33 protein-coding genes are annotated in these 25,563 nt (G+C 65.6%); 12 read left to right on the top strand and 21 right to left on the bottom strand.

All coding sequences use genetic code 11. From position 1 onward, the window contains the following. Positions 1-14: 14 nt before the first annotated feature. Positions 15-1,604: a cisplatin damage response ATP-dependent DNA ligase gene (locus tag ACP7BL_RS01015; RefSeq protein WP_426257629.1), complete on the bottom strand. Its 1,590-nt coding sequence runs from the start codon at positions 1,602-1,604 to the stop codon at positions 15-17. A 49-nt stretch (positions 1,605-1,653) separates the two neighbouring features. Here ACP7BL_RS01015 and ACP7BL_RS01010 point away from each other — a divergent pair, with 49 nt between their 5' ends. Further along, on the top strand, positions 1,654-2,484 hold the full coding sequence (locus ACP7BL_RS01010) for a metallophosphoesterase (protein ID WP_137902739.1): 831 nt from the start codon (positions 1,654-1,656) through the stop codon (positions 2,482-2,484). Positions 2,485-2,488: 4 nt separating this feature from the next. Here ACP7BL_RS01010 and ACP7BL_RS01005 read toward each other — a convergent pair whose 3' ends face one another. The 3 genes from ACP7BL_RS01005 to ACP7BL_RS00995 form a co-directional block, all read right to left on the bottom strand. Further along, positions 2,489-2,980 carry a Dps family protein gene (locus tag ACP7BL_RS01005; protein ID WP_033965460.1) on the bottom strand — a complete coding sequence of 164 codons (492 nt, stop codon included), beginning with the start codon at positions 2,978-2,980 and terminating at the stop codon, positions 2,489-2,491. A gap of 108 nt (positions 2,981-3,088) precedes the next feature. Further along, the gene (locus ACP7BL_RS01000; protein WP_426257387.1) at positions 3,089-3,652 is read right to left on the bottom strand and encodes a TMEM165/GDT1 family protein; all 564 of its coding nucleotides are present in this window, start codon (positions 3,650-3,652) and stop codon (positions 3,089-3,091) included. Positions 3,653-3,662: 10 nt separating this feature from the next. Next, positions 3,663-3,986 carry a hypothetical protein gene (locus tag ACP7BL_RS00995; protein WP_033965462.1) on the bottom strand — a complete coding sequence of 108 codons (324 nt, stop codon included), beginning with the start codon at positions 3,984-3,986 and terminating at the stop codon, positions 3,663-3,665. Positions 3,987-4,158: 172 nt separating this feature from the next. Here ACP7BL_RS00995 and rpmG point away from each other — a divergent pair, with 172 nt between their 5' ends. Then, the gene (rpmG, locus tag ACP7BL_RS00990) at positions 4,159-4,326 is read left to right on the top strand and encodes a 50S ribosomal protein L33 (protein ID WP_010162189.1); all 168 of its coding nucleotides are present in this window, start codon (positions 4,159-4,161) and stop codon (positions 4,324-4,326) included. A gap of 117 nt (positions 4,327-4,443) precedes the next feature. Here rpmG and ACP7BL_RS00985 read toward each other — a convergent pair whose 3' ends face one another. Beyond that, a complete protein-coding gene (locus tag ACP7BL_RS00985) occupies positions 4,444-4,638 on the bottom strand; it encodes a hypothetical protein (protein ID WP_033965464.1) in 195 nt (64 codons plus the stop codon). 28 nt (positions 4,639-4,666) lie between these two features. Then, positions 4,667-5,029 (bottom strand): response regulator, encoded by a 363-nt coding sequence (locus ACP7BL_RS00980; protein ID WP_010405037.1) that lies wholly within the window; start codon positions 5,027-5,029, stop codon positions 4,667-4,669. 37 nt (positions 5,030-5,066) lie between these two features. Between ACP7BL_RS00980 and ACP7BL_RS00975 the strand changes: the two genes are divergently transcribed. The 3 genes from ACP7BL_RS00975 to ACP7BL_RS00965 are packed head-to-tail and all read left to right on the top strand — an operon-like array spanning position 5,067 to position 6,446. Then, positions 5,067-5,342 (top strand): DUF3572 domain-containing protein, encoded by a 276-nt coding sequence (locus ACP7BL_RS00975; RefSeq protein WP_426257386.1) that lies wholly within the window; start codon positions 5,067-5,069, stop codon positions 5,340-5,342. Next, entirely contained in the window at positions 5,339-5,989 is a 651-nt protein-coding gene (locus ACP7BL_RS00970) for an HAD family hydrolase (RefSeq protein WP_126849369.1), read from the top strand. The genes ACP7BL_RS00975 and ACP7BL_RS00970 overlap by 4 nt, the downstream gene beginning before the upstream one ends. After that, complete coding sequence (locus ACP7BL_RS00965) at positions 5,982-6,446, top strand: RidA family protein (protein ID WP_126849370.1); 465 nt, start codon at positions 5,982-5,984, stop codon at positions 6,444-6,446. Before ACP7BL_RS00970 ends, ACP7BL_RS00965 begins: the two co-directional genes overlap by 8 nt. 103 nt (positions 6,447-6,549) lie before the next feature. Here ACP7BL_RS00965 and ACP7BL_RS00960 read toward each other — a convergent pair whose 3' ends face one another. From ACP7BL_RS00960 to ispG, 4 genes are all read right to left on the bottom strand, one after another. Next, complete coding sequence (locus ACP7BL_RS00960) at positions 6,550-7,029, bottom strand: GNAT family N-acetyltransferase (protein ID WP_426257385.1); 480 nt, start codon at positions 7,027-7,029, stop codon at positions 6,550-6,552. Beyond that, positions 7,026-7,931 (bottom strand): DMT family transporter, encoded by a 906-nt coding sequence (locus ACP7BL_RS00955; RefSeq protein ID WP_426257384.1) that lies wholly within the window; start codon positions 7,929-7,931, stop codon positions 7,026-7,028. Before ACP7BL_RS00955 ends, ACP7BL_RS00960 begins: the two co-directional genes overlap by 4 nt. Positions 7,932-7,971: 40 nt before the next feature. Then, positions 7,972-8,448 (bottom strand): retropepsin-like aspartic protease family protein, encoded by a 477-nt coding sequence (locus tag ACP7BL_RS00950; protein WP_426257383.1) that lies wholly within the window; start codon positions 8,446-8,448, stop codon positions 7,972-7,974. A gap of 128 nt (positions 8,449-8,576) precedes the next feature. Continuing rightward, a complete protein-coding gene (ispG, locus tag ACP7BL_RS00945) occupies positions 8,577-9,701 on the bottom strand; it encodes a flavodoxin-dependent (E)-4-hydroxy-3-methylbut-2-enyl-diphosphate synthase (RefSeq protein ID WP_426257382.1) in 1,125 nt (374 codons plus the stop codon). A 101-nt stretch (positions 9,702-9,802) separates the two neighbouring features. Here ispG and ACP7BL_RS00940 point away from each other — a divergent pair, with 101 nt between their 5' ends. From ACP7BL_RS00940 to ACP7BL_RS00930, 3 genes are all read left to right on the top strand, one after another. Next, positions 9,803-10,945, top strand: a complete 1,143-nt coding sequence (locus tag ACP7BL_RS00940) for an acyltransferase family protein (protein WP_426257381.1) — start codon at positions 9,803-9,805, stop codon at positions 10,943-10,945. Further along, positions 10,942-11,856 (top strand): isoaspartyl peptidase/L-asparaginase family protein, encoded by a 915-nt coding sequence (locus ACP7BL_RS00935; protein ID WP_426257380.1) that lies wholly within the window; start codon positions 10,942-10,944, stop codon positions 11,854-11,856. Before ACP7BL_RS00940 ends, ACP7BL_RS00935 begins: the two co-directional genes overlap by 4 nt. Before the next feature lie 102 nt (positions 11,857-11,958). After that, a complete protein-coding gene (locus ACP7BL_RS00930) occupies positions 11,959-12,834 on the top strand; it encodes a S1/P1 nuclease (protein WP_426257379.1) in 876 nt (291 codons plus the stop codon). 133 nt (positions 12,835-12,967) lie between these two features. Here the strand turns inward: ACP7BL_RS00930 and ACP7BL_RS00925 are convergent, their stop codons facing one another. From ACP7BL_RS00925 to ybgC, 10 genes are all read right to left on the bottom strand, one after another. Beyond that, the gene (locus ACP7BL_RS00925; RefSeq protein ID WP_426257378.1) at positions 12,968-13,921 is read right to left on the bottom strand and encodes an alpha/beta hydrolase; all 954 of its coding nucleotides are present in this window, start codon (positions 13,919-13,921) and stop codon (positions 12,968-12,970) included. Further along, positions 13,918-14,187: a hypothetical protein gene (locus tag ACP7BL_RS00920; RefSeq protein ID WP_341202653.1), complete on the bottom strand. Its 270-nt coding sequence runs from the start codon at positions 14,185-14,187 to the stop codon at positions 13,918-13,920. Before ACP7BL_RS00920 ends, ACP7BL_RS00925 begins: the two co-directional genes overlap by 4 nt. After that, positions 14,174-14,389: a toxin-antitoxin system HicB family antitoxin gene (locus ACP7BL_RS00915; RefSeq protein WP_126849379.1), complete on the bottom strand. Its 216-nt coding sequence runs from the start codon at positions 14,387-14,389 to the stop codon at positions 14,174-14,176. Before ACP7BL_RS00915 ends, ACP7BL_RS00920 begins: the two co-directional genes overlap by 14 nt. A 10-nt stretch (positions 14,390-14,399) precedes the next feature. Further along, positions 14,400-15,302 carry an SPFH domain-containing protein gene (locus tag ACP7BL_RS00910; protein WP_126849380.1) on the bottom strand — a complete coding sequence of 301 codons (903 nt, stop codon included), beginning with the start codon at positions 15,300-15,302 and terminating at the stop codon, positions 14,400-14,402. A gap of 162 nt (positions 15,303-15,464) precedes the next feature. Beyond that, positions 15,465-15,965, bottom strand: coding sequence for a peptidoglycan-associated lipoprotein Pal (gene pal, locus ACP7BL_RS00905; RefSeq protein ID WP_033963920.1), 501 nt, complete (start codon positions 15,963-15,965; stop codon positions 15,465-15,467). Between the two features lie 53 nt (positions 15,966-16,018). After that, complete coding sequence (gene tolB / locus ACP7BL_RS00900; protein WP_426257377.1) at positions 16,019-17,452, bottom strand: Tol-Pal system beta propeller repeat protein TolB; 1,434 nt, start codon at positions 17,450-17,452, stop codon at positions 16,019-16,021. 8 nt (positions 17,453-17,460) lie between these two features. Then, entirely contained in the window at positions 17,461-18,366 is a 906-nt protein-coding gene (locus ACP7BL_RS00895) for a cell envelope biogenesis protein TolA (RefSeq protein ID WP_426257376.1), read from the bottom strand. Continuing rightward, on the bottom strand, positions 18,363-18,800 hold the full coding sequence (gene tolR / locus ACP7BL_RS00890) for a protein TolR (RefSeq protein ID WP_010405075.1): 438 nt from the start codon (positions 18,798-18,800) through the stop codon (positions 18,363-18,365). Before tolR ends, ACP7BL_RS00895 begins: the two co-directional genes overlap by 4 nt. A 50-nt stretch (positions 18,801-18,850) precedes the next feature. Beyond that, positions 18,851-19,540 (bottom strand): protein TolQ, encoded by a 690-nt coding sequence (tolQ, locus tag ACP7BL_RS00885; RefSeq protein WP_010405078.1) that lies wholly within the window; start codon positions 19,538-19,540, stop codon positions 18,851-18,853. 8 nt (positions 19,541-19,548) lie between these two features. Beyond that, positions 19,549-20,076: a tol-pal system-associated acyl-CoA thioesterase gene (ybgC, locus tag ACP7BL_RS00880; RefSeq protein WP_426257375.1), complete on the bottom strand. Its 528-nt coding sequence runs from the start codon at positions 20,074-20,076 to the stop codon at positions 19,549-19,551. Between the two features lie 51 nt (positions 20,077-20,127). Here ybgC and ACP7BL_RS00875 point away from each other — a divergent pair, with 51 nt between their 5' ends. Continuing rightward, a complete protein-coding gene (locus ACP7BL_RS00875; RefSeq protein WP_426257374.1) occupies positions 20,128-20,886 on the top strand; it encodes an ABC transporter ATP-binding protein in 759 nt (252 codons plus the stop codon). Next, entirely contained in the window at positions 20,883-22,343 is a 1,461-nt protein-coding gene (locus tag ACP7BL_RS00870; RefSeq protein ID WP_426257373.1) for a hypothetical protein, read from the top strand. The genes ACP7BL_RS00875 and ACP7BL_RS00870 overlap by 4 nt, the downstream gene beginning before the upstream one ends. A 3-nt stretch (positions 22,344-22,346) precedes the next feature. Here ACP7BL_RS00870 and ACP7BL_RS00865 read toward each other — a convergent pair whose 3' ends face one another. Next, positions 22,347-23,333 (bottom strand): NAD(P)H-dependent flavin oxidoreductase, encoded by a 987-nt coding sequence (locus ACP7BL_RS00865; RefSeq protein WP_426257628.1) that lies wholly within the window; start codon positions 23,331-23,333, stop codon positions 22,347-22,349. 433 nt (positions 23,334-23,766) lie between these two features. Between ACP7BL_RS00865 and ACP7BL_RS00860 the strand changes: the two genes are divergently transcribed. Together ACP7BL_RS00860 and ACP7BL_RS00855 are read left to right on the top strand one after the other, a co-directional pair. Further along, positions 23,767-24,828 carry a hypothetical protein gene (locus ACP7BL_RS00860; RefSeq protein ID WP_426257372.1) on the top strand — a complete coding sequence of 354 codons (1,062 nt, stop codon included), beginning with the start codon at positions 23,767-23,769 and terminating at the stop codon, positions 24,826-24,828. Positions 24,829-24,870: 42 nt separating this feature from the next. Then, on the top strand, positions 24,871-25,545 hold the full coding sequence (locus ACP7BL_RS00855; RefSeq protein WP_426257371.1) for a hypothetical protein: 675 nt from the start codon (positions 24,871-24,873) through the stop codon (positions 25,543-25,545). Positions 25,546-25,563: the final 18 nt, after the last annotated feature.

Below are 25,563 nucleotides of genomic sequence, written 5' to 3'. Positions count from 1 at the left end.
CGTGTCACGCCGCCTCAGGTGATCATCCGCTTGAGCGCCGCCACGGTATCAGCCTCGGCGGCGGGCTTGTCGGTGCGGATGCGTGCGATGCGAGGGAAGCGCATCGCTACGCCCGATTTGTGGCGTTTGGAGGCGTGGATCGAATCGAACGCGATTTCGAGAACCAGCGTCTTTTCCACCTCGCGCACCGGGCCGAAGCGCGCCGTGGTATGGTTGCGCACGAACTGATCGAGCATCTTCAATTCGTCGTCGGTGATGCCCGAATAGGCCTTTCCCACCGGCAGCAGCTCGCCCTGTTCGGTCCAGCAGCCAAAAGTGTAGTCGCTGTAGAAAGACGATCGCCGCCCGCTCCCGCGCTGGGCATAGAGCATCACGCAATCGGCGGTCAGCGGGTCGCGCTTCCATTTGTACCACAGCCCGGTCTTGCGCCCGCCGACATAAGGCGAATCGCGCCGCTTGAGCATCACCCCCTCGATCGCGGCATCGCGCGCGCCCGCGCGTATGCCTTCGAGCGCGGAAAAATGTTCAGCGGCAATGACGGTGCTGAGATCGAACCGTCCAGCATCGAGCTGCGGGACGAACGCCTCCAGCCGCGCGCGGCGCTCGCTCCACGGAAGGCCCCGCAGATCCTCCTCGCCATCGTAAAGAATGTCGTAGAGCCGCACGAACGCCGGGGCCTCGGCCAGCATCTTCGCCGAAACCACCTTGCGCCCCAAACGCTGCTGCAAGGCGTTGAAGCTCGCGGCACCCCCTTCTTCGGTTGCCGCCCCTTGGGCGTCGCCCTTCACCATCAATTCGCCGTCGAGCACGCCCGCCGTCGCGAAATCGCGCGCCACTTCCGGGAAGCTGGCGGTGATGTCGTCGCCGGTCCGGCTGTACAGCCGCGTTTGCCCGGCGACATGCACCAATTGCACGCGGATGCCGTCCCATTTCCATTCGGCGGCATAATCGGCGAGATCGACGCGCAAATCCTCCAGCGGATGCGCCAGCATGAACGGGCGGAACACCGGCACGTCGGCGCTGGTCGGCTGGTCGCCGCGCCCCTCCGCCCAGTCGAACAGCGCGGTATAAGGCGGCGCGATCCCGTGCCACACTTCCTCCACCGCCTCGACATCGAGCGCGAACGCCTGCGCCAGCGCCGTTTTGGCGAGCCGCGCGGAAACCCCGATCCGCAACGCCCCCGTTGCCATCTTGAGCAGGGCAAAGCGTTCGTCGGCGTCGAGCCGGTCGAGCATCGCGGCCAACACGGCGGGGGTATCCGATCGCGACAATGCCGCCAGCCGATCGACTGCCTGCGCGATGCCGAGAGGCTCCGCGTCCGGCACGACCAAGGGCTTTGGCCACAACAAGGCGACGGTTTCGGCGGTATCGCCGACATAGTCGCGGCTCATCCGGAACAGCACGGGATCCACGCGTTCCTCGATCAATGCCCGAATCACCGCCGGTTTCACACCGGGAAGGTCGAGTTCCCCGGTCAGCGCCGCCATCGCCCAGCCGCGATCGGGATCGGGCACCGCGCGCAGATAATCGACGATCAGCTTCAGCTTCGCATTGCGCGAGCGGGTGTAGATCAGCCCGTCCAGGAGATCGGCAAAAGCACGCATCGTCGCAGCACCATGGCGCATCGCGCCCTGTCCGGCTAGCAGTCCCGCCATGTCGCGTATCCTTCGATTCGTCGCGGGCCTGGTCCTGATCGGGCTCGCTCTGCTGCTTGGTGCCTATGTCGCCTCCCGCGCCGATCCGATCGTCCGCCGCACAACCGTCACGTTGCCGGATTGGCCAAAGGGTGCGCCGCCGATCACGCTGGCGCTGTTGACCGACATCCATCTCGGCAATGCCAGCATGGACCGCGCGCGGCTCGATCGCATCGTCGATCAGGTCAACGCGCTGAAGCCCGATCTGGTTCTGATCGGCGGCGACTTTCTCGCGGACTATGACAAGCCGCAGGCAAAGGTGCGATCTCGGCTCATCGCCGAATCGCTTGTGCGGTTAAAGGCACCGCTCGGCACGGTAGCGGTGCTTGGCAATCACGATTACAACACAGATCCGCAAGCCGTCACCAACGCACTGGCACGGATCGGCATTCCCGTTTTGCAAAATACCGCGACTCAGCGCGGACCGATCGTGATCGGCGGGCTCGGGGATTTTGATACCGATCATGCGAACGTTCCGACAACGATCGCAGCGATGGCGAAACTGCACGGAGCACATGTCGTGTTGACCCACAGCCCAGACGCCCCAACTCCGTTTCCCGGGACGTTCCGGCTGCTACTCGCGGGGCATCTGCACTGCGGACAGATTGTACTCCCGCTGCTTGGCCCCGTCAGCGTGCCGGTGGCGCGGCGGCGCTATCTGTGCGGCGTCGTCCACGACGGCAACCGGACGGTGGTGGTGTCGGGTGGCCTCGGCACCAGCAACGCGCCGCTACGTGTCCACGCGCCGCCGGACCTGTGGCTCGTCACCGTCGGTCCGGCGAAGCGTTAAGGCGTTAGCCCTTGCGGCTAGCCTCGAACAGGAACCAGGCGCGGCGCTCGGCCTGATCGGTCCAGTCGTCGATGACGGCGCTGGTCGCATTGTCCTTGGCCGCATCGGCCAGGTCCTTGGCTTCGCGCAGCGCTTCGACCAGCTTGAGATTGTCGTCGCGCAATTCGCTCAGCATCGCTTCGGGCGCGACGAAATCGGCGTCATTGTCCTTGATCGTCTGGTGGCGCGCAATGTCGCCGATCGAGCGTAGCGTGGTCTGGCCGATCTTGCGTACGCGCTCGGCAATATCGTCGGTCGCGGCAAAAATCTGGGTGGCCTGTTCGTCCAGCATCAGGTGATAGTCGCGAAAATGCGGACCCGACACGTGCCAGTGAAAATTCTTGGTCTTGAGGTAGAGCGCGAACGAATCCGCGAGAATGCCGTTAAGCGCCTGCGACACCGTCTTGACGGCATTGGTCTTCAAATCGGTGGGGGTCTTGAGTGCGTCGGCGGCCATGATCTACTCCATTCGCAGGCAGAATATTTGGTTCGGTGCTGCAACGAAGCGATAGCCGATTGGCTCCCGGTCGGCTTGGATAAAATTACGATCTCAGCGATCGGATCGCTAGATGAGCCGTAGCGCCGACAACGCCTGCACCGCCCCCGCCAGCGTCAACACCGTCGCCGCGCCCAGGCGCAGCGCAGTGGTCGGCAGTTTGCGCAGGCCCCGTTCGCCCAGCAGTGTCGCGGGCACAGTCACCGCCAGGCTGCCGATCGTCGCGCCGATCCCGGCGAAGGCCGGAGTGGTGGCCTGCGTCGCAAAAGCGGCCGTGATGAATTGTGTGCGATCGCCAAAGCCGAGCACGCCCACAGCCACAAGGCTCGACCCAAACGGCCCCAGCCGCCAGCGGCGTGCTTTAGCGGGCTTGCTAGGCCAGAAGCCGGCGACGCCGCCCGACAGCATGGCCAGTGCCAGCAACAGCCCCTGCGCATTGGGCGACAGCATCGGTGCCACCAGGATCCCGCCCACGACCCCCACCGCATTGCCGAACGCCAGCGCCAGCGCAACGCCCGCGATCACCGCGCCCTTTTCGTCATACCGGTCGCCCAGCGCCGCAACAGCCCACGGCGTGCGATCGCTTACTTGCGCCAACAGCGCCGCGACGATGGCGGCCATCAGAACGTCCATTGCTTCCGCTTCAACCGGCCAGGCGAACCGAGCAGGCCGCGGCAAAGGTTTCGCAAGCGTGGGAATCGTGGCGATCGGACGATACCGCGTCGCGCAGGATCGCGATCCAGCCGAGCACTAGCGCGCCGCGCTCGCCCCGCGCCAGCGCTGCATCGATGGCATGGGTCACTGCGACCGCAGGATACAGGCCATAGGCCTGCGCTGCCGCGCGAATCGAATCGACCTCCGCCGCCAGCGCGGCGGTTGAGGCGGCGCTCGCGCGCATCCCGACCATCGCGACTCGCGCGGCGAGTTCGGCCTGGGCTATTGCGATTGCGCTGTCAGGTGCCGCCATATTTCGTCCCCTCTGACGTGCATCTTGCGCGCGCGGTGGTAAACACGCGCTTAAGCCCTGCCGAATCGTCCCGTCGTGCTTGACATCACGCGCTGCTTCCTTCATCGGGCGACGCTTAAGAGCGGCGACCGGTTCGCCGCTTTTGCATTTTCAGATCACAGGAATTCAGGTCATGGCAAAGCCGACCACGGTCAAGATCAAGCTCGTCAGCACGGCGGACACTGGTTTCTTCTACACCACCAAGAAGAACCCGCGCACCAAGACCGAGAAGCTGAGCTTCAGCAAATATGATCCCGTCGTGCGCAAGCATGTCGAGTTCAAGGAAGCCAAGATCAAGTGATCGCGCGGGCGGCATAGCCCGCCCGTCTTTCACACCCGCGCCGCACTGCGCGGAGGTCGCGAGCTTGAGCCGCAAGGGCAACCTTGCGGCTTTTCTGCGCTGTGCACCGTCGATCGATTACGGTTGGATGATGCGCACCAGCCATAACGCCAAGCCAAGAACCAGATACACCCCCGCCCCGATACGGGCCGCCGTCGAATAGCCCTGCCGCCATAGGAACCAGTAAAACACGATCGGTAGCAGGATCAGGCCCAGCATCAACGGAACACCGATTCTGCGATACGCCGGCGCTGCGATATCCGAATCGGTCAATGCTCATCTCCCCGGAGTTTGGAACGACTTAGACCAACGCCGCCACTGCATCCACAAAGCGCATCAGCGAAATCGGCTTGGACACATAGGCATCGGCGCCCGCTGCGCGAATCCGCTCCTCATCCTCGCGCCCGGCATAGGCCGTCACCGCCATGATCGGGATGTCGCGTAAAGCCTCATCGGCCTTGAACTGCAGGATCAAATCATAGCCGCTCAGATGCGGCAATTGGATATCGGTCACGATCAGGTTGGGCGCGAACGCGCGCGCGCGCGCCACCGCCTCGCGGCCGTCGCGCACGCCCTCGGTCACATATTCGTGCGCGCGCAGCAGATCGCAGAAAAGTTTGAGGTTGAGTTCGTTGTCCTCGACAACGAGCACCCTTTTTGCCACGCCCAAATCGTCCTGGTCCATGGAATTTCCCTAAGCAATGCGCGCCCGAGAAACAAACCCCGAACCGGCCGAACTGGCGCTGCGCGCGCTGGTGTGGACGCTGGGTGAGCCGGACCGGGCGCTGCGCCTGCTCGATGTGACGGGCATGACCCCCGCCGATTTGCGCACGCGTGCGGGCGAACCCGCAGTGCTGTCTGCGGTGCTCGGCTTCCTGGAATCGTATGAACCCGATCTGATCGCCTGCGCAGACGGGATTGGCGAGCGCCCCGAAGCGATCGTCGCGGCGCGCGCCGCGCTGGAGACTGCCGCATGAAGGGCCTGCTGATCTGCGATTGCGACGAAGTGCTGCTGCACATGGTGCGGCATTTCGGCGTGTGGCTGCGCGAGCATCATGACATCGATTTTACCGCCAATGGCGGCGATTTCGCCACCAGTATGACGCGCATCTCGGGTGGCTCCGCCCCGACGCGCGAGGAGATGTGGGGCCTGCTCGAGGGTTTCTTTCCCGCCGAGATGAGCCGCCAGACGCTCGTCCCCCACGCGCGCGAGGCGCTAGCCGCGCTGTCGCAAGTCGCCGATGTCGTCATCCTGACCAACCTCGCCGACCACAATCGCGAACCGCGCGTCGCGCAATTGCTCGGTCACGACATGGCGTACCGCGTCGAGACCAACCAGGGCGGCAAGGGCGATCCCGTCGCGCGGCTGGTCGCCGAACATGGCAACCCGGTCACGGTGTTCGTCGATGATCTCGCGGTGCACCACGCCTCGGTCGCCAAGCACGCGCCGCAGGTGCACCGCCTGCACATGATTTCCGAGCCCTCGCTCGCCCCTAACGTGCCCCCCGCGCCCGACGCGCATGTCCGCATCGATGATTGGCAGGCGGCGCAAGCATGGATCGCCGATCGTTTTGCGGCCGGAGTGCCTGCCGCCTTATCCCCCGAAAGGACCCAGCATGACTGACCGTATCGACCGCAAGCTCGCAGAACTCGGCCTTGCTTTGCCTGCCGCCGCCGCCCCGGTCGCATCCTATGTGCCGACGGTCGATGCGCACGGCCTGCTCCACATTTCCGGCCAATTGCCGTTCAAGGATGGCGCTGTCATCACCGGGCGGCTGGGCGAGTCGGTCGATCTCGCAGCCGGTGCCGCCGCCGCCCAGGCGTGCGCGCTGATGTTGGTCGCACAGATCAAGGCGGCCCTTGGCGGGCTTCACCGCGTCGAGCGGATCGTGAAGCTCGGCGTGTTCGTCAATTCGACCGCCGATTTCACCGACCAGCCAAAGGTCGCCAATGGCGCGTCGGACCTGATGGTCGCCTTGTTCGGCGAAGCCGGCAAGCATGCCCGCAGCGCCGTCGGCGTCGCGTCGCTGCCGCTCGGTGCCGCAGTCGAGGTCGACGCGATCGTACAGATCGCGGTCTGATCGCAAGACGATCGTGCTCCTGTGCAAGCAGGAGCCCAGGGCAACGCGCGATCCGCTTGCAATCCTGGGCTCCCGCTTTCGCGGGAGAACAGACCTTCGCCCCTCAGCCAGGCTCCGCCAGCGTCGCCAGCGCCTCCCCGGTGACGCGGTACACCGTCCATTCCTTCATCGGCAGTGCGCCCATCGAGCGATAAAAGGCGATCGCCTTCTCGTTCCAGTCGAGCACCGACCATTCGAAGCGCGTGCACCCGCGTGCCACCGCCAGCGCCGCGAGATGCTTGAGCAACGCCTTGCCGACGCCCGCCCCGCGCGCTTCAGGCGTGACGTAGAGATCCTCCAGATACAGCCCACGCCAGCCGGTCCAGGTCGAGAAATTGTGGAAGAACAACGCCATGCCGACGGGCTTGCCGTCGAGTTCGGCAATCACCGCCTCGGCTGCGGGATGCGCGCCGAACAGCGCGTCCTGCAATAACGGCTCGGTCGCCACCACCTTGTCGGATTCGCGTTCGAAGGCGGCGAGTTCGCGCACCAGATGCAGGATCAACGGCACGTCGGCCGGGGTAGCGGGACGGATATGGGTCATGCGGCAGCCTCGGTTTGCGGGGCGGGCGCAGCATGGCCGCGCACCGCGGCGACGCACCCCGCGATAATCAGCGCCGCCCCGAGCGTCGTGTAGAGCGACACCGTCTCGCCGAACACCCACCAACCGAGCAACGCCGACCACAGAAAGGCAGTATATTCGACCGGGGCCAGCACCTGCGCCTCAGCCCGGCCATAAGCCCAGGCGAGCGCCATCGCCGAGACTGAGCCCAGCACCGCCGCCGCGCCGATCTGCGGCCATTGCGCCACCGTCGGCAGCCCCGAAAACCACGGCGCGCCGACCAGCAGCAATCCCCCGAGCACGATGCTGGTGAACAAGGCGACCTCCAGCGGGTCGGCCACCTGCGCCTGCTGCCGCAGCAGGATCAGGCTATAAGCGTAGAAGATCGAGGCCGCGAAAATGGAGATCGATCCCAGCACATGCGCGGTCGAGGCGTGCGCCTGCACCTCGCCCGCCGCGATCACCAGTACACCCGCGCTGGCCACGATCGAGCCGAGGATCGCCCCGCGCCGGATCGTCTCCCCCAGCAGCGCTGCCGCGAAATACAACGCGATCAGCGGTGCCAGAAAGGTCAGCGCCACACCCTGCGCCATCGGCACCCGCGCGAGGCCCCAGAAGAACAGCAGCACCGATACCCCCGCGGTCGCGCCGCGCAGCACATGCAGGCGCAACGCCGCCCGCCCCGGCCACGGCCGCCGCCGCAAGACGAACACCGTACCGAGCAGCGCGACGCCCACCACCGATCGCCACAGCACCGCCGAATAGGCCCCGCTGGCGATCGACAGCCCCTTCATCAGCACGTCCATCGTCGAATAGGTGGCGATGCCGATCGCGGCGACGGTGAAGGCGAAGGTGGCGGAAACGGGCTTCATGGCGCTGGGCATAGCGGCCTGCACCCTCAGCGTCACCCTTGCGCCGGCTCGCTCATTCCAGCGTCATGGTGTCGTCGGCTATTTTCACCGAGCCAATGTGCCGCAGGTAATTCTGGCCGAGCAGCGACATCTCGCTGTCCTGAAGCACGACCGCGCGCACGTCACTCGCGCGCTTGCCGTCCAGCACGATGGAGGCGATTCGCACTTCCTGCCCGCGAACATCGCCCGCAGCGCCTTTGCCGATCACGGTGAATTGGGCGGGATCGAACGCGACATGCGCGCGTCGTGCATCGTCCAGCGTCAGCGCGACGGTATCGGCACCGGTATCGACGAGGAAGCAAACCGGCTCGTCATTGACATTGGCGACGGCGAGGAAGTGCCCGCTGGGACTGCGTGCGATCCGGGTCGCGACGGGCATCTCGGCGGGGGGCGTCGCTGCCACGACAGCGATCGGGGCAGGCCGCGCAGCAGGAAGCGCAAGGCCAATGCCAATGCCTGCAAGAACGACAAGGCCAAGCGCGATTTTCATGACGGCTTGATAGCGCGTGGCTCCTTAGGGTCGGGCTAAGCCTTGTGCCTAAGGAGCCGTCAACGCGGGCGGAACGGGGGCTTGCCCCATACCCAGAATCCCGGGCGCGCAAGGCCCGGCGCGCGTTCCTATTCCGCCGCCACCGCGATGGCTGCTTCATGCGCCTCGATCGCCGCGGCCTTTTCCTCGACCAGCTTGACGATATGCTCCAGCATGTCCTCGCTGTTCACGGTGTGGTCGGTCACGCCTGACAGATACACCATGTGCTTGCCATTGCCGCCGCCGGTGAGGCCGATATCGGTCTCGCGCGCTTCGCCGGGGCCGTTGACGACGCAGCCGAGCACGCTCAGCGACATCGGCGTGCGGATGTGCTGGAGCCGTTCCTCCAGCGCCTGCACCGTGCGGATCACGTCGAAGCCCTGCCGCGCGCATGAGGGGCACGACACCACGCGCACCCCGCGATTGCGGATGCCAAGCGCCTTCAGGATCTCGAAGCCGACGCGCACTTCCTCCTCGGGCTCGGCCGAAAGCGAGACGCGCAGCGTGTCGCCAATGCCGTACCACAAGAGCGAGCCGATCCCGATCGCCGACTTCACCGTGCCGCCGACGAAGCCGCCCGCCTCGGTAATGCCCAGATGCAGCGGGCAATCGACCGTCTCGGCCAGTTGCTGGTACGCCGCCACCGCCAGGAACAGGTCGGACGCCTTTACCGCCACCTTGAATTCGTGAAAGTCGCGGTCCTGCAGCAGCTTGATATGGTCGAGCGCGGATTCGACCAGCGCCTCGGGGCACGGCTCGCCGTACTTTTCGAGCAAGTCTTTTTCGAGGCTGCCAGCATTCACGCCGATGCGAATCGCACAGCCATTGGCCTTGGCAGCGTTGACGACTTCGTTGACGCGCTCGGCCGAGCCGATGTTGCCGGGGTTGATGCGCAGGCAAGCAGCACCCGCATCGGCGGCTTCCAGCGCCCGCTTATAGTGGAAATGGATGTCGGCGACGATCGGCACGCGACTCGCGCGGACGATCTGCTTCAGCGCGGCGGTGCTCTCCACATCGGGGCACGACACGCGGATGATGTCGACGCCGGCATCTTCGCAGCGGCGGATCTGGTCGATCGTCGCCTTGGCATCGCTGGTCGGGGTGTTGGTCATCGTCTGGACGGTGACCGGCGCGTCGCCGCCGACGGGGACGTTGCCGACCATGATCTGGCGGCTCTTGCGGCGGGTAATGTCGCGCCACGGGCGAACGGACATGGAGAAATTCCTCTGGGTTGCGGTGCCCCTATAGCGCCGTCCTGCGCCAACCGAAACCGCTAGAGTTTGCGCCCGCAAAGACAACACCCTAGGGCCCCCGGATGGAACGGCATTACGGACTGGACTGGTTGCGCATCGGCGCATTCGGCCTGCTCATCCTCTATCATATCGGCATGGTCTTCGTCCCCTGGGGCTTCCATGCCAAGACCGCGCAGCCGCTACCATGGGTGGTGGTGCCGATGCTGGCGATCAACAGCTGGCGCCTGCTGCTGCTGTTCGTGGTGTCGGGCTATGCCAGCCGCGCGTTGCTGGTGCGCGGGGATGGCACCAAGGATTTCGTCGCCAATCGCACGCTGCGGCTGATCCTGCCCTTGCTGTTCGGGGTGGTGGTGATCGTGCCGGTGCAGCCGTGGGTCGAACTGGTCACCCAGCACGGCTATCCGCATGGCTTTCCCTATTTCCTCGGGCACGATTATTTCCGCTTTGTCACCATCAGCGGCATCGCGCTGCCGACTTGGCAGCATCTGTGGTTCGTCGGCTATCTGTGGATCTATACGATGCTGCTGGCGCTGGCGGTCGCATTGGTCGGGCAACGGAGCCTCCAGCCTGTGTTCGACCGCATGTTTGGCGGCGTGCTGGTGTGGTTGATCCCGGCGGTGTGGCTGGTGGTGGTCAGCGCGTGGCTGTTCCCCGGCGTCGCGCCGACCAACGATCTGGTCGGCGATCTGGTGTCGCACGCGCAATATCTGCCAGCCTTCTTGTTCGGCTTCGCGCTTGCTGGCTCCGCGAGCGGGCTTGCAGCGATGCGGCGGTGGTGGCCGTGGGCGCTCGTCACCGCATTGGTTTGCTACGCGCTGGTCGCGGCAATCGAGCTGCGCTGGCCGAACAGCGCCAGCCCGGCCTGGCCGTGGGGCCTCCTGTTCGCCAGCGCCCGCGCGGTACAGGGCTGGAGCATGATCGTCGCACTGATCGGCCTCGCCGATTCCTATCTCAATCGCGATCACCCGTGGCGACGCGTGCTGACCGAAGCGGTGTTTCCCTTCTACCTGATCCACCAGACGATCATCGTCGGGGTCGAGGGCTGGCTGCTCCACTTCGGCCTGCCGCGCGCTGCGGAATTCGCTATCCTGCTGGTGGCGACGCTCGGCGGCTGCTGGATCTTTTATGCGGTGGGGCGCGAAATCGGCTGGTTGCGGCCGCTGATCGGCCTGCGACCGCGCGCTCGTAAGAAAGGGATGCGATGAGCTGGACGTTGGTGCTGCACGGCGGCGCGGGGCAAATGACGCGCGACACGATCACCCCTGCGCAAGCCGAGGGCGCGCGCGCGGGTCTCGGCCGCGCGCTCGATGCCGGGGCCGCGATCCTCGCAGATGGCGGAGCGGCGCTCGACGCGGTCGAGGCGGCGGTGCGCGTGCTGGAAGACGACCCGCACTTCAACGCCGGGCGCGGGGCTGCGCTGACTCGCGCAGGCGTGGCCGAGCTTGACGCCGCGATCATGGACGGGCGCGACCGGGCGGCGGGTGCTGTGGCGGGCGTTACGACCGCGCGCCACCCGGTGTCGCTCGCCCGCGCGGTGATGGTGCACAGCCCGCACGTGTTGCTCAGCGGCGCGGGTGCCGAAACCTTCGCCCGCGAACAGGGCTGCGAGCCCGCAACGCAGGACTGGCTGATCCTGCCCGAACGCCGCGCGCAATTGGACGAGATGCTCGGCGGCGGCGGCGCGTTCGACGTCGACATGAAATATGGCACGGTCGGCGCGGTAGCCTGCGATGCGGCGGGCCATGTTGCGGCGGCAACCTCGACCGGTGGCGTGACCGGCAAGAATTGGGGCCGCATCGGCGATTCGCCTTTGATCGGGGCTGGCACCTATGCCGATGACCGCGCGGGCGCGGTGTCGTGCACTGGCGCGGGCGAGTTCTTCATCCGTGTGAACGTCGCGCATGAAATTTGCGCGCGGGCGCGCCTGGCAGGCGAATCGCTCGAGGTTGCGGCTCAGGCCGTGCTGTCAGAGGTCGCCGCGCTCGGCGGCACCGGTGGGGTGATCGTCACCGGCCCCAACGGGGAGGCGCTGTGGCACTTCACCACCCCCGGCATGTACCGCGCGCGCCTCGGCTCCGACGGCCAGCGCGACGTCGCCATCTTCGGCGACGACTGAAATTCCCTCTCCCATCGGGAGAGGGAGGGAGCCGCAAGGCGGCGGGAGGGTGAGGGACGATCACGCCTTTCGCGATGCCCGCCACACGACTAAAGCCATCCCATGACCTGTATCCGTCGCGTTCGCCCCGGCTTTGCCGTTCTCGCCACCCTGCTGGCCGCCACCGTCGCCGCGCCCGCTTCGGCCTATTGGGAATATGGCCATCAGACCGTTGCCCGCATCGCCGAAGCCAATGTCCGCCCCAAGACGCGTGCCGCGATTCGCGACCTGCTCCGCCATTCCGACCTGCTCGGTACGCCCGAGTGCAAGGCCGCGACCATTGCCGAAGCCAGCGTCTGGGCCGATTGCGTCAAGCCGCTCAAGGATGCGAACGGCAAATCGCGCTTCGGCTATGCCTATACTTGGCATTTTCAGGACGTGAACATCTGCCACCCGTTCGATCTGGTGGTGCCGTGCAAGGACGGCAATTGCGTCTCTGCGCAAATCACGCGCGACGTCGCCTTGCTCAAGAACCGTCACGCACCCGAAAAGGATCGCGTCGAGGCACTCGCTTTCCTGATCCACTTCGTCGGCGATCTCCACCAGCCACTTCATGCCGGCGAGAAGGACGACAAGGGCGGCAATGACGTGAAGGCGGTTTATGGCAGTTACAGCCCGCCGCGGCTCAACCTGCACAGCATCTGGGACGGCTATCTCGCCGAACGCGCCATCACCACCGGCCCGTCACTGGTGCACCGCTATCCGGCCGCCGTGCGCGCGAAAGTCGCCGCGGGGGATGTCACCGACTGGAGCCGCGAAAGCTGGCACGTCGCGCATGACGCAGCCTATGGCAGCGCGATGGCCGACCCGTGCGCGCCGACCCCGGCCCGCGTGACACTCGACGAAGCGACGATCGAGAAGCTCGTGCCCGTCGCCCGGCTCGAAGTCGAACGCGGCGGCCTGCGCCTCGCCAAATTGCTCGACGCCGCGCTGGGGTGAGAGCACTCGACCCCGCCTTCCGTTCGCCCTGAGCTTGTCGAAGGGCACCCCTCGCCCACGCAACGGCGCGTGCGGCGGAGGGGTGGGCTTCGACAGGCTCAGCCCGAACGGTATGGCGCGGCTCGCACCTCCGCTACCGCCGTACGAACCCCGCGACCGCTTCCGCCACGCTCGGTGAAATAGCCAGCGCCGCGTCGCGATAGGTGGCAAGGTTGGCCGCGCGATCGTCGCTCGCAACGGGCCGCAGCACGTGGTTGATGCCGGGCAGTAGCGTCAGCGTCGCCTTGGGCTGGGCGCGATGCAGCGCCTCGGCATCGGCGACGCTCACCTGTATGTCGCGCGTGCCCTGCAGAATCAGCACCGGCAGTTTTACCGCAGCAACAAGCCGTGCGGGATCGTGCGACAGCAAGTCGATCCAATAGCCCTGCAAACGGTCAGGAAACAGCGTCTGCAGCGGCACGGGCAATTGCGTCGCGTCGATTCGTTTGCCCGCCTCCAGCGACGCAATCGCCGCATCGGCGGCGGGCAGCAGCGGCGCATTGGCCGGGTTCGCCCGCAATTGCTCGCGCAGTACCGCCCCCATCGGGCGGCCGACGCTCGACACCAGGATCAACCCGCAGATCCCGACGGGGCTCTGCGCCGCCTGCAACGCGACCAACCCGCCCTCGCTATGGCCGAGCAGCCAGATGCACGCGCGCCCGGTCCGGGCGCGTGCGACCTTGCTCCACGCCTGTACGTCGGCGGCATAATCGGCGGTGGTTACGGCATTGGGGTCGGCCTGCGCCGCCTTGCTGCCGAACAGCCCGCGCTTGTCGATGCGCAGCGTGGCGATGCCCTTGGCGGCGAGCGCCTCGGCGAGCTGGCGATAGGGGCCGCCCGCCACGCCCAGCGGATTGTTGCCGTCGCGGTCGGTCGGCCCTGACCCCGGGATCAGCAGCACCAGCGGGGCCCTGCCGTCGGGATCGAGCAGCGTCCCCGCGAGCGGCCCTTCTGGGCCCGGTGCGGTGAGGTCAGTCGGCACCGGGGTCGTGGCGACAGCGGGAGAGGCGATCAGCGCCGCCGCGGCGAGAAGCGTGGCGCGGATCATTTGCGCGTTCCCCAATGCCAGCCCAGCCCGCCCTGCGTCTTGCGGATCGCGATCATCGTGAACAGCCCGACCAATGCCACGCCGATGCCGATTTGCCCGATCTGGTCCTGCAGGAATCGCACATCGACGGCCAATAGCGCGGCAAAGCCGATCGTCACCAACCAGCCCTGCCACGTCACCGGCGTCACGCCGAAGCCAAACATGTGCGGCACGAACCAATAGCCCTTTTCGACCCGGTAATGGTCGACCAGATCACGCGTCTTCATGGTCTTCTCCCTTGGGTGGGCGCCCGCGCCGGGGCGGATTGGGGGCAGCGAGTTTCACGCCGCGCTTGGCCAGCGCCTCGCGCAGGAGGCATTCGAACTCGGCATTGACGCTCCGCAAATCGGCCGCCGCCATCCGCTCGACCGCCGCGTACAAAGCGGGGTCGAGACGCAAAGGAAACGCCTTTTTGGGGGGAGCCGCCAAGGTGCGCGTCCTATTGGTAAAGCGAACCGGCGTTGACGACCGGCTGGGTATCGCGCTCGCCGCACAACACGACCATCAGATTGGAGACCATCGCCGCGCGGCGTTCGTCGTCCAGTTCGACCACCCCCTTGGCGGAGAGCAGATCCAGCGCCATCTCGACCATGCCGACCGCGCCCTCCACCAGCGTCTTGCGCGCCGCGACCACCGCCTGCGCCTGTTGCCGCCGCAACATCGCGCCCGCGATTTCCGGGGCATAAGCAAGGTGTGTAAAGCCGCATTCGTCAACGGTGATGCCCGCCGTCACCAACCGCGCGATCAATTCCTGGCGCAACTCCGCCCCGACCTGGTCGTGATTGCCGCGCAGTGTCACTTCCTGATGCTCATAATCGTCATAGGGGTAGCGCGCGCCGATCGTGCGCACCGCCGCCTCGATCTGGACGATCACGAATGCCTTGTAATCGTCGATATCGAACAGCGCCTGCGCGGTATCGGTCACGCGCCACACGACTTGCGCCGCGATCTCGATCGGGTTGCCGCGCAGGTCGTTCACCTTCAGCCGTTCCGAAATCATGTTGTTGGCGCGCAGCGACACCTTCTTGCGCCCCAGCCACGGCAACAGCCAGCGCAGGCCGGTATTGCGATCGGTGCCCTTATACGCGCCGAACAGCGTGATCGCCGTCGCCTGATTGGGCTGCTGCATATAGAAACCGCCGGACACGAAAACGAACACGATGCTCGCCACCGCCACGATCGGCCCGCCCAGATCGGCTTGGTGCTTGAGCAACGTCACACCGAAAATTCCCAGCGCCAGCGACGCCAGCATCACCAGCAGCATCGCATAGCCGCTCGACGTCGATGCGCCATGCTCGCGCGACAGCGTCAGCGCGGTGTTGCGTGTACCCGACTCGACCATCTGTTCCTCCCGTTAAATATGATATCATATTTATATCGAAGTCAGGTGCGCCGCAAGAGGGCGAAAGGACGGAGGCGAACGGGTGACAGACAGCAAAAGGGCGACGCCGGCAAAGCCGACGCCGCCCTTTGTCTCAACCCCGCCAAGGCGGAGCAGGCGATCTCAATTGAGAACGATGGTAACCGCGCGGCGGTTCTGTGCCCAGGCAGCTTCGTCCGAACCCAGTGCGATCGGGCGTTCCTTGCCGTAGCTGATCGTCGAGATGCGACCCGGCGCAACGCCGCGCGCAGCCAGATAATTCTTGGCGGCGAGCGCACGACGATCCCCCAGCGCGAGGTTATATTCGCGCGTACCGCGCTCGTCGCAATGGCCTTCCAGGCTGACCGGCACGTTGGGGTAACGTGTCAGCCACTGCGCCTGGCTGTCGAGGATCGAACGTGCCCGGTCATCCAGCGAGAAGCTGTCGAGCGCGAAATTGACGGTGTTGCTGGTGACCGAACGCTCGAAGTCGGCGCGCGAACCTGGCGCGATGCTGCCCTGGCCGGCATTGGGATCGACGACCGACGGGCCGGGCGCAGGCGGAATGACCGCAGGCGGCTTCTTCGCGCAAGCCGCAGTGAACAATGCGGTCCCGATCAGCAGCGAGGTCGTCAATTTAGCCATGTCAGCGTCTCCTTAGGGGAAAGGTGGTGATACAAGCGTACACACAATTTGCGTCAGGGGCGTAACGGTCCCCACGCGGGATCGGATCCATCGAGCACCGTCGGAACGCGGCGAACGTTCACGCCCGTGAGATCGACCGACCACAAATCGGCGCGCCCGTTCCCGCCACCGCTCGAGCGGAAGAACATCAGCACGCGACCGTTGGGCGACCAGCTCGGCCCTTCGTCCTGTGCACCATCGGTCAACAACTGCTCATTGCCCCCGGCCGGGCTCATGATGCCGATGCGGAAGGATCCGCCAATCTTGGTGAAGGCGATCAGATTGCCGCGCGGGCTCCACACCGGAGTCGCATAGCGGCCGCTGCCGAAGCTGATGCGCTGCTGCTGCGATCCGTCGGCGTTCATCACGTACAATTGCTGCGTGCCCGAACGATCGCTCTCGAACACGATGCGCGAACCGTCGGGCGAATAAGTGCCGCCGGTGTCGATCGCGGGGGAATCGGTCAGCCGCTGCGGCGTGCCACCGCTCAGCGGCACGCGGTAAATGTCGGTATTGCCGCCGACCGCCATCGAGAACAGCACCCATTTGCCATCGGGCGAGACGCGCGGCGCAAAGGTCAAATTGGTGTTGGGCACCAGCAGCCGCTGCCGCCCGCTCGCCAGATCATAAACATAGATGGCCGGGCGATCGTCGACATAGCTCATATAAACGATCGAGCGCTGGTCGGGCGAAAGGCGCGGCGTCAGCGCGATCGCCTGGCCGTTGGTCAGGAAGCGGTGGTTGCCACCATCCTGATCCATGATTGCCAGCCGCTTGATCCGCTTGCCCTTGGGGCCCGTCTCAGAGACGTAGACGACGCGGCTGTCGAAATACGGGCCTTCGCCGGTCAGCTTCGAATAGACCATGTCGGCGCATTTGTGTCCGGCGCGCCGCCATTCGCTCGGCGGCACGACAAAGCCCTGCCGCGCCAGCTCCGCGCGCGAAAACACGTCATAGAGATAGCAGCCGACCGTCAGCGTGCCATCGCCATTGGCGCGGATGAACCCCTGTACCAGCGCCGACGCCCCGGCCCCGCCCCAATAATCAAAGGTCGGCGCGGTCACTTCGGGGAAGAGCACCGGTTTCACGCCCGAATCGAGCGGCTTGAACAGGCCCGAGTTGCGCAAGTCGGTGGTGACGATCTGCGCGAGCTGCTGCCCGAGCTGGTCGGTGCGCCCGGCGGGCGTATTGACCACATCGGAGGTCGGCATCACTGGAATGGCGATGCCGAGCGGGGCCGACACGCCACCCACGACATCGACCACCAATTCCCCTTGCTGCTGCGGGTTGGAGCCGCCGGGCTGGCCCGGAGCCTGCGGCGCAGGTGCGCCGGTCTGCGGCGCGTTTGGGAACGGCACTGGCAAAGGAGCCGGTGCGGTCTGCGCCTCGGCCACCCCCGCCGCGACACCGGCGAGCGCAAGCGCGAAGATCATCTTGTGGAGCATCATCGTCCTTCTCAGCCCGGCATGTGGTAGGTCAGGGTAAACACCTTCCACCCGCGTGGCACGTCATAAAGCTCGAGCGGCAGACCGCGTAGCGGCGTGCAGCCCATGAAGGTCGCAATCGCGGCACGGTCCACCGCATCGACATAGATGCGGTTGTCGTCGTCGACGCCGCGGTGGGTGGGCAAAATCGCCGGGCGCGCCGCCAGCGACCCGTCTCGATTAAATTGCAACCGCACATAAGCGACGATTTTCGACGCACCGGGGCCCGGAATCACCTGACGGTTCGCGCAGGGCTGCACTTGCCGCTGAATCGCCGAGCCGATGTCCGCCGTTGCTTTGGCATCCATCGTCGCGCCGGGGGCAGCTTGCGACACCTTGGCGCGCGACGGCGACTGGGTCAGCCCTTTGCGAAAATCATCGTCGAGCAGCGATCCGGTCGGGCGCGGTTTGGTCGCTTTCGGGTTGGTACCGGCGGCCTTGGCCACTGAAGCCTTGGCCTCGGGCTTGGCTGCCGGAGCCGCCGCCTTCGCCGGCGGAGTCTTGGTGTTGACCAGCTTATCGGGCTTTTCCGCCACCGGCTTTTTGGGCGCAGGGACGGGCTTGGGCGCTGGCTTCGGCGGCGGGGCGGCCTCCGGCTGCGGCTTGGGCGGAGCGGGTTCGGGCGTTACCTTTTCAACCTTGGCCGGAGGCGGAGCCTCCTCGGGCGGGCCCGCTTCGGGGGCGGCGGACTGTGCGGGCGGCTCGGGTGCCGCCGGGGCGTGCTGATCGAGCGCGACATCGTCGGCGAGCGACACTTCGATTGGCTTGTTCTGCGGCGGCGGGGGTGGGGCGCTCGTCCAGGCAAGCGAGAGCAGCGCGAACACCGCGACATGGCCGACCACGGCCAGCCCAAGCCCCAGTCCGTCACGCTGCGTCATTTGCCGTCCTGGCCGACCGTAACCAGCGCGACGCGGTTGAGCCCGGCGCGGTTGAGTTCGCCCATCACGCGCATTACCCGCCCATAATCGAGCTTGCGATCGGCGCGCAGGAACACTTGCGGCGGCTTGGCGGGATCGGCCTTGGCGGCGATCTGCGACAGGATGTCGGGCAGCAACGCTTCATTCACCGCTTCCTTGTCGACGAACAGCTTGCCGGCCGCGTCGATCGAAATCTGTACCGGCTTCTGGTCCTGGTCGAGCGGTTTGGCGCGGCTGTCGGGCAAATTCACCGGCACGCCCGCCGTCAGCAACGGCGCGGTGACCATGAAGATGATGAGCAACACCAGCATCACGTCGACCATCGGCGTGACGTTGATGTCGGCCATCGGTGCGCGCCGCCCGCGGCCGCGTTGGGAGGGAAGGTTCATCGCCATCGCGCTTTACGCCCTGCCCGCGATCCGGAGGGACGCCACCGACAACACGCTCACCGCCGGACCTCGACTTCGAGCTGGCGGCTGAGGGTTGCGTGGAACGCATCGGCAAAGCGGTTGAGCCGCGCCTCGATCCGGTTGATGCTGTGGCTGAAGCGATTGTAGGCGATCACCGCCGGAATGGCGGCAAAAAGGCCAAGCGCTGTGGCGAACAGCGCCTCGGCAATGCCCGGTGCCACCACCGCGAGCGACGTGTTCTGCGCCGCCGCAATGCCGGTGAAGCTGCGCATGATGCCCCATACCGTGCCGAACAAGCCAACGAACGGCGCGACCGCGCCGACCGTCGCCAGTATATTCAACCGGTCCGACAGCGTATCGATCTCGCTTGCCACCGCCGAGCCCATCGCCGTCGCCAGCCGCTCCCGCGTGCCTTCACGGTCGACATGGCCGCCTGCGGTCGAGCGCCGCCATTCCGCGACCCCCGCCGTAAACACGCGCGCGATCGGCAATGTGTTCTCGCTCTCCACGCGGTGGAACGCATCGATATCCTCGGCCTTCCAGAAATCCCGCTCGAACCGCGTGATCTGGCGACGCGTGCTGCCCAGCTTGAACAGGAAACCAAGGATCACCGCCCAGGTCGCGACGCTCGCCAGCATCAGTCCGATCATCACCGTCTTCACCACCCAGTCCGCCTGAAGGAACAGCGCGATCGGCGACAGGGTCGTCGCATCGGTATTGAGCATGAATCCGTTCACGAAAGCTGATCTCCTGATGTCGTAACGCCTTCGCCCATCACTTGGGCGAAAGCGGCAATCCAATCCCTGGGCTGGCGCACCGCGCGCCCTGCTGCACCGACCAGCGCCGCCGTTACCTCGGCCTCGGTCAGTATCTCGCCGCCGCGCATGACTCGCTGATGAATATCGACCGATGCCGCGCGAACTTTTGCCAGTCGGGTCACAACGAGCAGCGCGTCATCGAGTTTCGCCGGCGCGCGATAGCGGATGTTGAGCGCGGTCACCGCATACGCCCCGCCGCCGCTTTCCTGATGCGCACGCTGGTCGATGCCGGCCTGGCGCAGCATGTCCGAACGCGCCCGCTCCATATAGCGCAGGTAATTGGCGTGATAGACGATCCCCGAAAGGTCGGTGTCCTCGAAATAAACGCGCAGCGCGAAGCGATGCTCGCCCGCGACGATACGGCCTTGCGTCGGCAAATCGAGGTCGGCGTGCGGCATGACGTCGCCCTGTAACGGCACGCGCGCGATCCGAAAACCCCGCATACGCCATCCGTACCCTCTGGACGGCCATGGTGTATCGCTTAAACAGAACACATGATCGATTCCCCGCACGCGCCCGCCTTGCGCATCCGAGGCCTGGCCAAGAGCTTCGACAAGCCTGTCATCACCGGGCTCGATCTCGATATTGCCGGGGGTCAGCTTTACGCGCTGCTCGGCCCGAACGGCGCGGGCAAGACCACCACGCTGCGCATGGTCGCCGGGCTCGCCAAGCCCGACGCCGGGTCGATCGAAATTTTCGGTATCAACACGCGGCGCGATCCGCTCGGGGCCAAGGCGATCACCGCCTGGCTGCCCGATGAGCCGATGCTCTATGACAAATTGTCGCCGCTCGAATATCTCGCCTTTGTCGCCGGGCTGTGGCGGATGGACCCCGGCTTCGCGGCGCGCGAGGCCGATCGCCTGCTGCACTGGCTCGATTTGTGGGAGCAACGCGACACGCGCTGCGAGGGCTTTTCACGCGGCATGAAGCAGAAGGTCGCGCTGGCGGGTGCGTTGATCCACGATCCCAAGCTCCTGATCCTCGACGAACCGCTGACCGGGCTCGATGCGAACATGGCGCGTTCGGTCAAGGATGCGCTGCGCGCGCAGGTGGAAGCGGGCAAGACCGTGATCGTCACCACCCATATCCTCGAAGTGGCGGAACGCATGGCCGATCGCATTGGCATCATCGGCGGCGGGCGCTTGCTCGCCGAGGGCACGCTCGATGAACTGCGCGACCGTGCCGGCACCGAGGGCATGACGCTGGAAGACACCTTCATCCGCCTGACCAGCGCGGAGCCCGTGGCCGCATGAACTGGGCGATGCGCCGGGCGCGGCCGGGAAGCTTCGTCTGGCTGGCGCTGCACGAATTGCGCCTGACGTTCCGCGCCCGCCCCAGCAAAGGTGCGTCGCGCTGGATTGGCTATGGTCTGCTCGGGCTGTGGCTGTTGATCGGGTGTGCGACCGGCTGGGCGCTGCGGGATACCCCGATTCCGGTCTTGCCCGAGATGTTGATCGCCGTGCTTGGGGCGAGCCTGCTCGCGCTGACCTTCATGACCGCGCAGGCGATGATCGGCAGCCAGCGCACGCTCTATGAGAGCGGCGACCTGTCGCTGCTGTTTACCGCGCCCGTGCCCGAGCGAACGGTCTTGCTGGCCAAATTGCTGGGGATCGCCGGCGCGATTGCGCTGACCTACGCGACGTTGCTGTTGCCGATGGTCGTACCGGTTGCGATTCTCGGCCATCCGCAGCTGTTCGGGCTGGTTGCGTTGCTCGCCGCGCTCGCCTTCGCCGCCGCCGCTCTTGGCCTCGCGCTGACGCTGACGATCGCCACTCTGGTCGGCCCGCGGGCCGCGCGCACCGTCGGCCAGATCGTCGCGGCAGTGCTCGGCGGCGCGATCTTCCTCGGCACGCAATTGGTGTCGCATAGCGACCGGCGCGCAGGCGCTTTGGTCGCGCTGTTCGAGCGTCTGCGCGCAAACGGCGTTGGATCGCACGGGCTCTCCGCTTTGCCCGGTCGCGCGGCCCTGGGCGATCCGCTCGCCATCTTCATCCTGCTGGGCGGTGCGCTGCTGCTGTTCGTCGCCGCCGGATCGGCGCTGCAGCGGCTGTTCCTGTCCGGCTATCAGGATGGCGGTATGCGCCTGTCGCGCAGCAAGCCGACCGGCCGCGCCAGCGGACGCCTGTTTCACGCCGGGCTGACGCGCACGATTTTCGCCAAGGAGTGGCGGCTGCTCGCGCGCGACCCGGCGCTCGCCTTCCAGATCGTGGTGCGGCTGATCTACATGGCCCCCTTATTGTTCGTCGCCTTTGGCAAGGGGCACACACTCCCGCTCCCGGCGACCCTGGCGTTTGGCAGCGTGTTCATCGCGAGCCAGCTCGTCGGCAGCTTTGCCTGGCTGACGGTATCGGCTGAGGATTCGCCCGATCTGCTGGCGGTCGCGCCCGTCGGCAAGGACGAAGTCGATCTCGCAAAGCTGCTCGCCGCCTTCGCGATGGCCGCGCCGTTCGCGCTGCTGCTGCCGATCGCCATCGCCACCCAGACGGTGCTGGGTGCCGCGATCACGCTGGTGATGACCGCCTTTGGCGGCGCGGCGGCCGGCTATGTCGAACTCAAGCTCGGCAAACCCGGCCAGCGCAGCACCTTCGTGCGCCGCCGTCAGGGCGGCGTGGTCGCGGGCATTTTGTCGCTGCTGATCGCCTTCATCTTCGGCGGCGGCGCGGCGCTGGCGGTGTTTATGCTCGGCGGAGGGCTGGCGCAGCTCGGCTGAGGCTCAGGCCGCGCGCTGTGCCAGCGCGGCGGCGGCTTCCTCCATCAGGCTGGCGATGATGTCGGCGACGGGTTCTTCCTTGGTCACCATGCCGACCGACTGGCCCGCCATCAGGCTGCCATGCTCGACATCGCCCTCGATCACCGCGCGCCGCAAGGCGCCCGCCCAATAGTGCTCGATCTGCAATTGCGCCTCGGCCATCGCGATCGTGCCCTCGTCCAGCGCCTGCGCGACTTCGCGCTGCTTGGCGGTAAACAGATCAGCGCCCGCATTCTTCAGCGCGCGCACCGGGATGACGGGCAAGCGCGGATCGATCTGTACGCTTGCCACCGCATCACGCGCCGATGCGCGCAGAAAGGCCTTCTTGAAGTTCGGATGCGCAATGCTCTCGGTCGCGCAAGCAAAGCGCGTGCCGAGCTGCACGCCCGCCGCGCCCATGTCGAGATAAGCCGCGATCGCCTCGCCGCGCCCGATGCCCCCCGCCACGAACACCGGCACCTTGTCGGCGACTTCGGGCAGGATTTCCTGCGCGAGCACGCTGGTCGACACCGGTCCGATATGCCCGCCCGCTTCCATACCCTCGACGACCAGCGCATCGACGCCCGAGCGGATCAGTTTCTTGGCCAGGCTGAGCGCCGGCGCGAAGCAGATCAGCTTGGCACCCTTGGCCTTGATCGCGTCGATCGATCCCGCCGGGGGCAAGCCGCCGGCCAGCACGACATGGCCGACGCCGTGGCGGCTGCACACTTCGATCAGATCGAACAGCGCCGGGTGCATGGTGATAAGGTTCACCCCGAACGGCTTGTCGGTCATCGCCTTGGTCGCGGCGATTTCGGCATCGAGCAATTCCGGCGTCATCGCGCCACAGGCGATCAGGCCGAACCCACCCGCATTGGAAATCGCCGAGACGAGGTGCCGCTCGGACACCCACGACATCGCGCCACAGATGATCGCGGTCTGGCTGCCGAGAAAGGCGGTGCCGCGCGCCATGCGGCGCTGAAGACGCTCCGCGCCGGAAAGCGGAGATACAATGGAGGTCGCTTGGGTCATGCCATCGTGCCTAGCCGCTACGGGCAAGACCATCTAGCCCCCTCCGACATTCCCCGAAAAGCGGTTCGCATCGGCGAAGCGGACGCTCGTCCTTTCCGCGCGCCATTCGCTCCAGATCGGATCGACCTCGCTCAATCCTCTCTACAAACCGTCAAATTGGTTCAGCAATACGGTGCAATAATATCCATCCATAGTATGACCGCCGTGTCGCTTATAGGATGTTGCGATGACACTATCACCGACGCCTTCTACGCATCATATCTATTGATCGTCTTTCATCTGGATAGCGATCTACCGCCTAGACTGGCTGATCTGATACCTCTTGTCGCAAGTTAGTGATGTGCAGCGTATCCTTCTCGCAATGGAGATGATCATGCCTAGCCAATATACCATCTATCTGGTCAACCAGTCTTCCTCGACTCAGACATTCTGGTGCTTCCTCACCCGGCCTGCGGAAATCGCCAGCGATCCCAATGTCTTTGCCAATTCGAGCGCCTCAATCGCGATCGATTCGAACGATCCGAGCACGAATTACTTTGTCATTCCCGTGCAATATTCGGTCGGCGCGGGTGCCAGCAACAACGCCGTCGGCCTCGACGTTCAAGTCACTTCGACGATCTCGCAAAACAGTGATCTCGCGCAGGTGTGGAACGCCGATTATGCCAACGCTCCGCCTAAAAAGGGGCCAAAACTGAACTTGGCGAGCACGTCGACCGGCCCGAACAGCATCAAACTCGTCACCAACTCCTTCAACCAGGAAGATAACGAATCGCTGGGCTGGTATAGCAACCAGTCGTTCGGCATCCAGACGGCCAGCGGCTTCATGGGGATGACCTGGTCTCCCTCGCCCAACCAAAGCCGGACACTGACGCCGAAGCTGAGCTTCTATATCAGCGTCGGATCGTTCGGATCGTCGACCCTCGCCGACTGGACGCAGGTGAGCAACGACTCCGCCCAAGTCTCGGTCCCCGGCTCCTTCACCGGCGGGGCCTGCACCGTGACCCTACTGAACAACGGAAAGTGGAAGATCGCGCCGGGCAAGCCAGCACAGTTCGCGTTGCTGGAAAATCTCGCTTTCCTGAAATCCGATGAGCATTCGCAGTTGATGGCGATGGCGTATCTGGAAGATGCCACGATCCAACAGGATACCGTGACGCAGGTTCACTGGGACACGTCGTCTGTGGCAAAGCTTTCCGCAGAAGAAGAAGCGGAGGGCTATGTCGCGAACACGTTCCTCACCGGGACGATCACCGTGGCGACAGCGTTGACGGCAGGATTTGCTTACTTCGTGGTGAGCGGGGTGCAATTCTCGATCACCAGCGTCAACGGCGCGACCACCGTGAACTTCAGCTATAGCGGCGCGCAGTCGGCCGCCACCATCCAAAACCTCCTGGTCGCGGGTGCCCAGGCCATCTTTGGCGGCAACAGGCCCTGAAGGGCGCAACCGCCCGTGCGGCTCGGCAAAGGCGACATCCCGGTGAAAACCACCCCCTTCTCACCGACGCCCGCCGAGATCGCACAGGCAAACCCGCGCTTCACCCCGGTGGCTGCAGACACGCTGTATGCAGCCACCGCATACCCGCCCACCACGACCGTCACCATCAAACCTGCACAGGATTACGCGATCGCACTGGTGGCGACCTTCTTCCCCCTAAACATCGCGCAACTTGGCGGGGAACGCATCGTCGCCGGACTGCAGACCGTCGACACCAACGTGTACATCGCCTTCAACCGCGATCTGCCGGTGTCCTGGTTCGCATCGATTTATAAGGCTGGCGAGATCAGCCCCAATGCGGCGGCGTTTCCCTATTCCAGCGATGCCGACAGCTTCATACTGCCGCTCAACAAAGCGGTCACGCTCACCCATGATTCGGCCGGGTGGCACATCCCGAGCTATGATGCCACGCTCTACAAAGTGACCGTCGGCTTTGGCCTCGGCAGCGATCCGATCTTCTGTGCCTATGCGTTGCAAGTCTCGCCCGTCAGCACCGCAGTGGTGGCAGCGGGGGGATTTCAACTCGTCCGCAATGCGGGCGGGCAGGAGATCGGCGACGTCATCTCGGTGGCGGAGGAAGCCTGGTCGATGCCGATCGGCGGGCAATATATCCTGACCTTCGATGCCTCCGGCAACGGCACGCTCAGCACGCGCTGAGCGGGCCGTTTTCGCCGT

The sequence above is a fragment of the Sphingomonas sp. DC1600-2 genome, from assembly GCF_049897605.1.
Lineage (GTDB): Bacteria > Pseudomonadota > Alphaproteobacteria > Sphingomonadales > Sphingomonadaceae > Sphingomonas.
The sequence above is the reverse complement of the archived record's forward strand: the minus strand, read 5'-3'. Positions and strand labels throughout refer to the sequence as shown.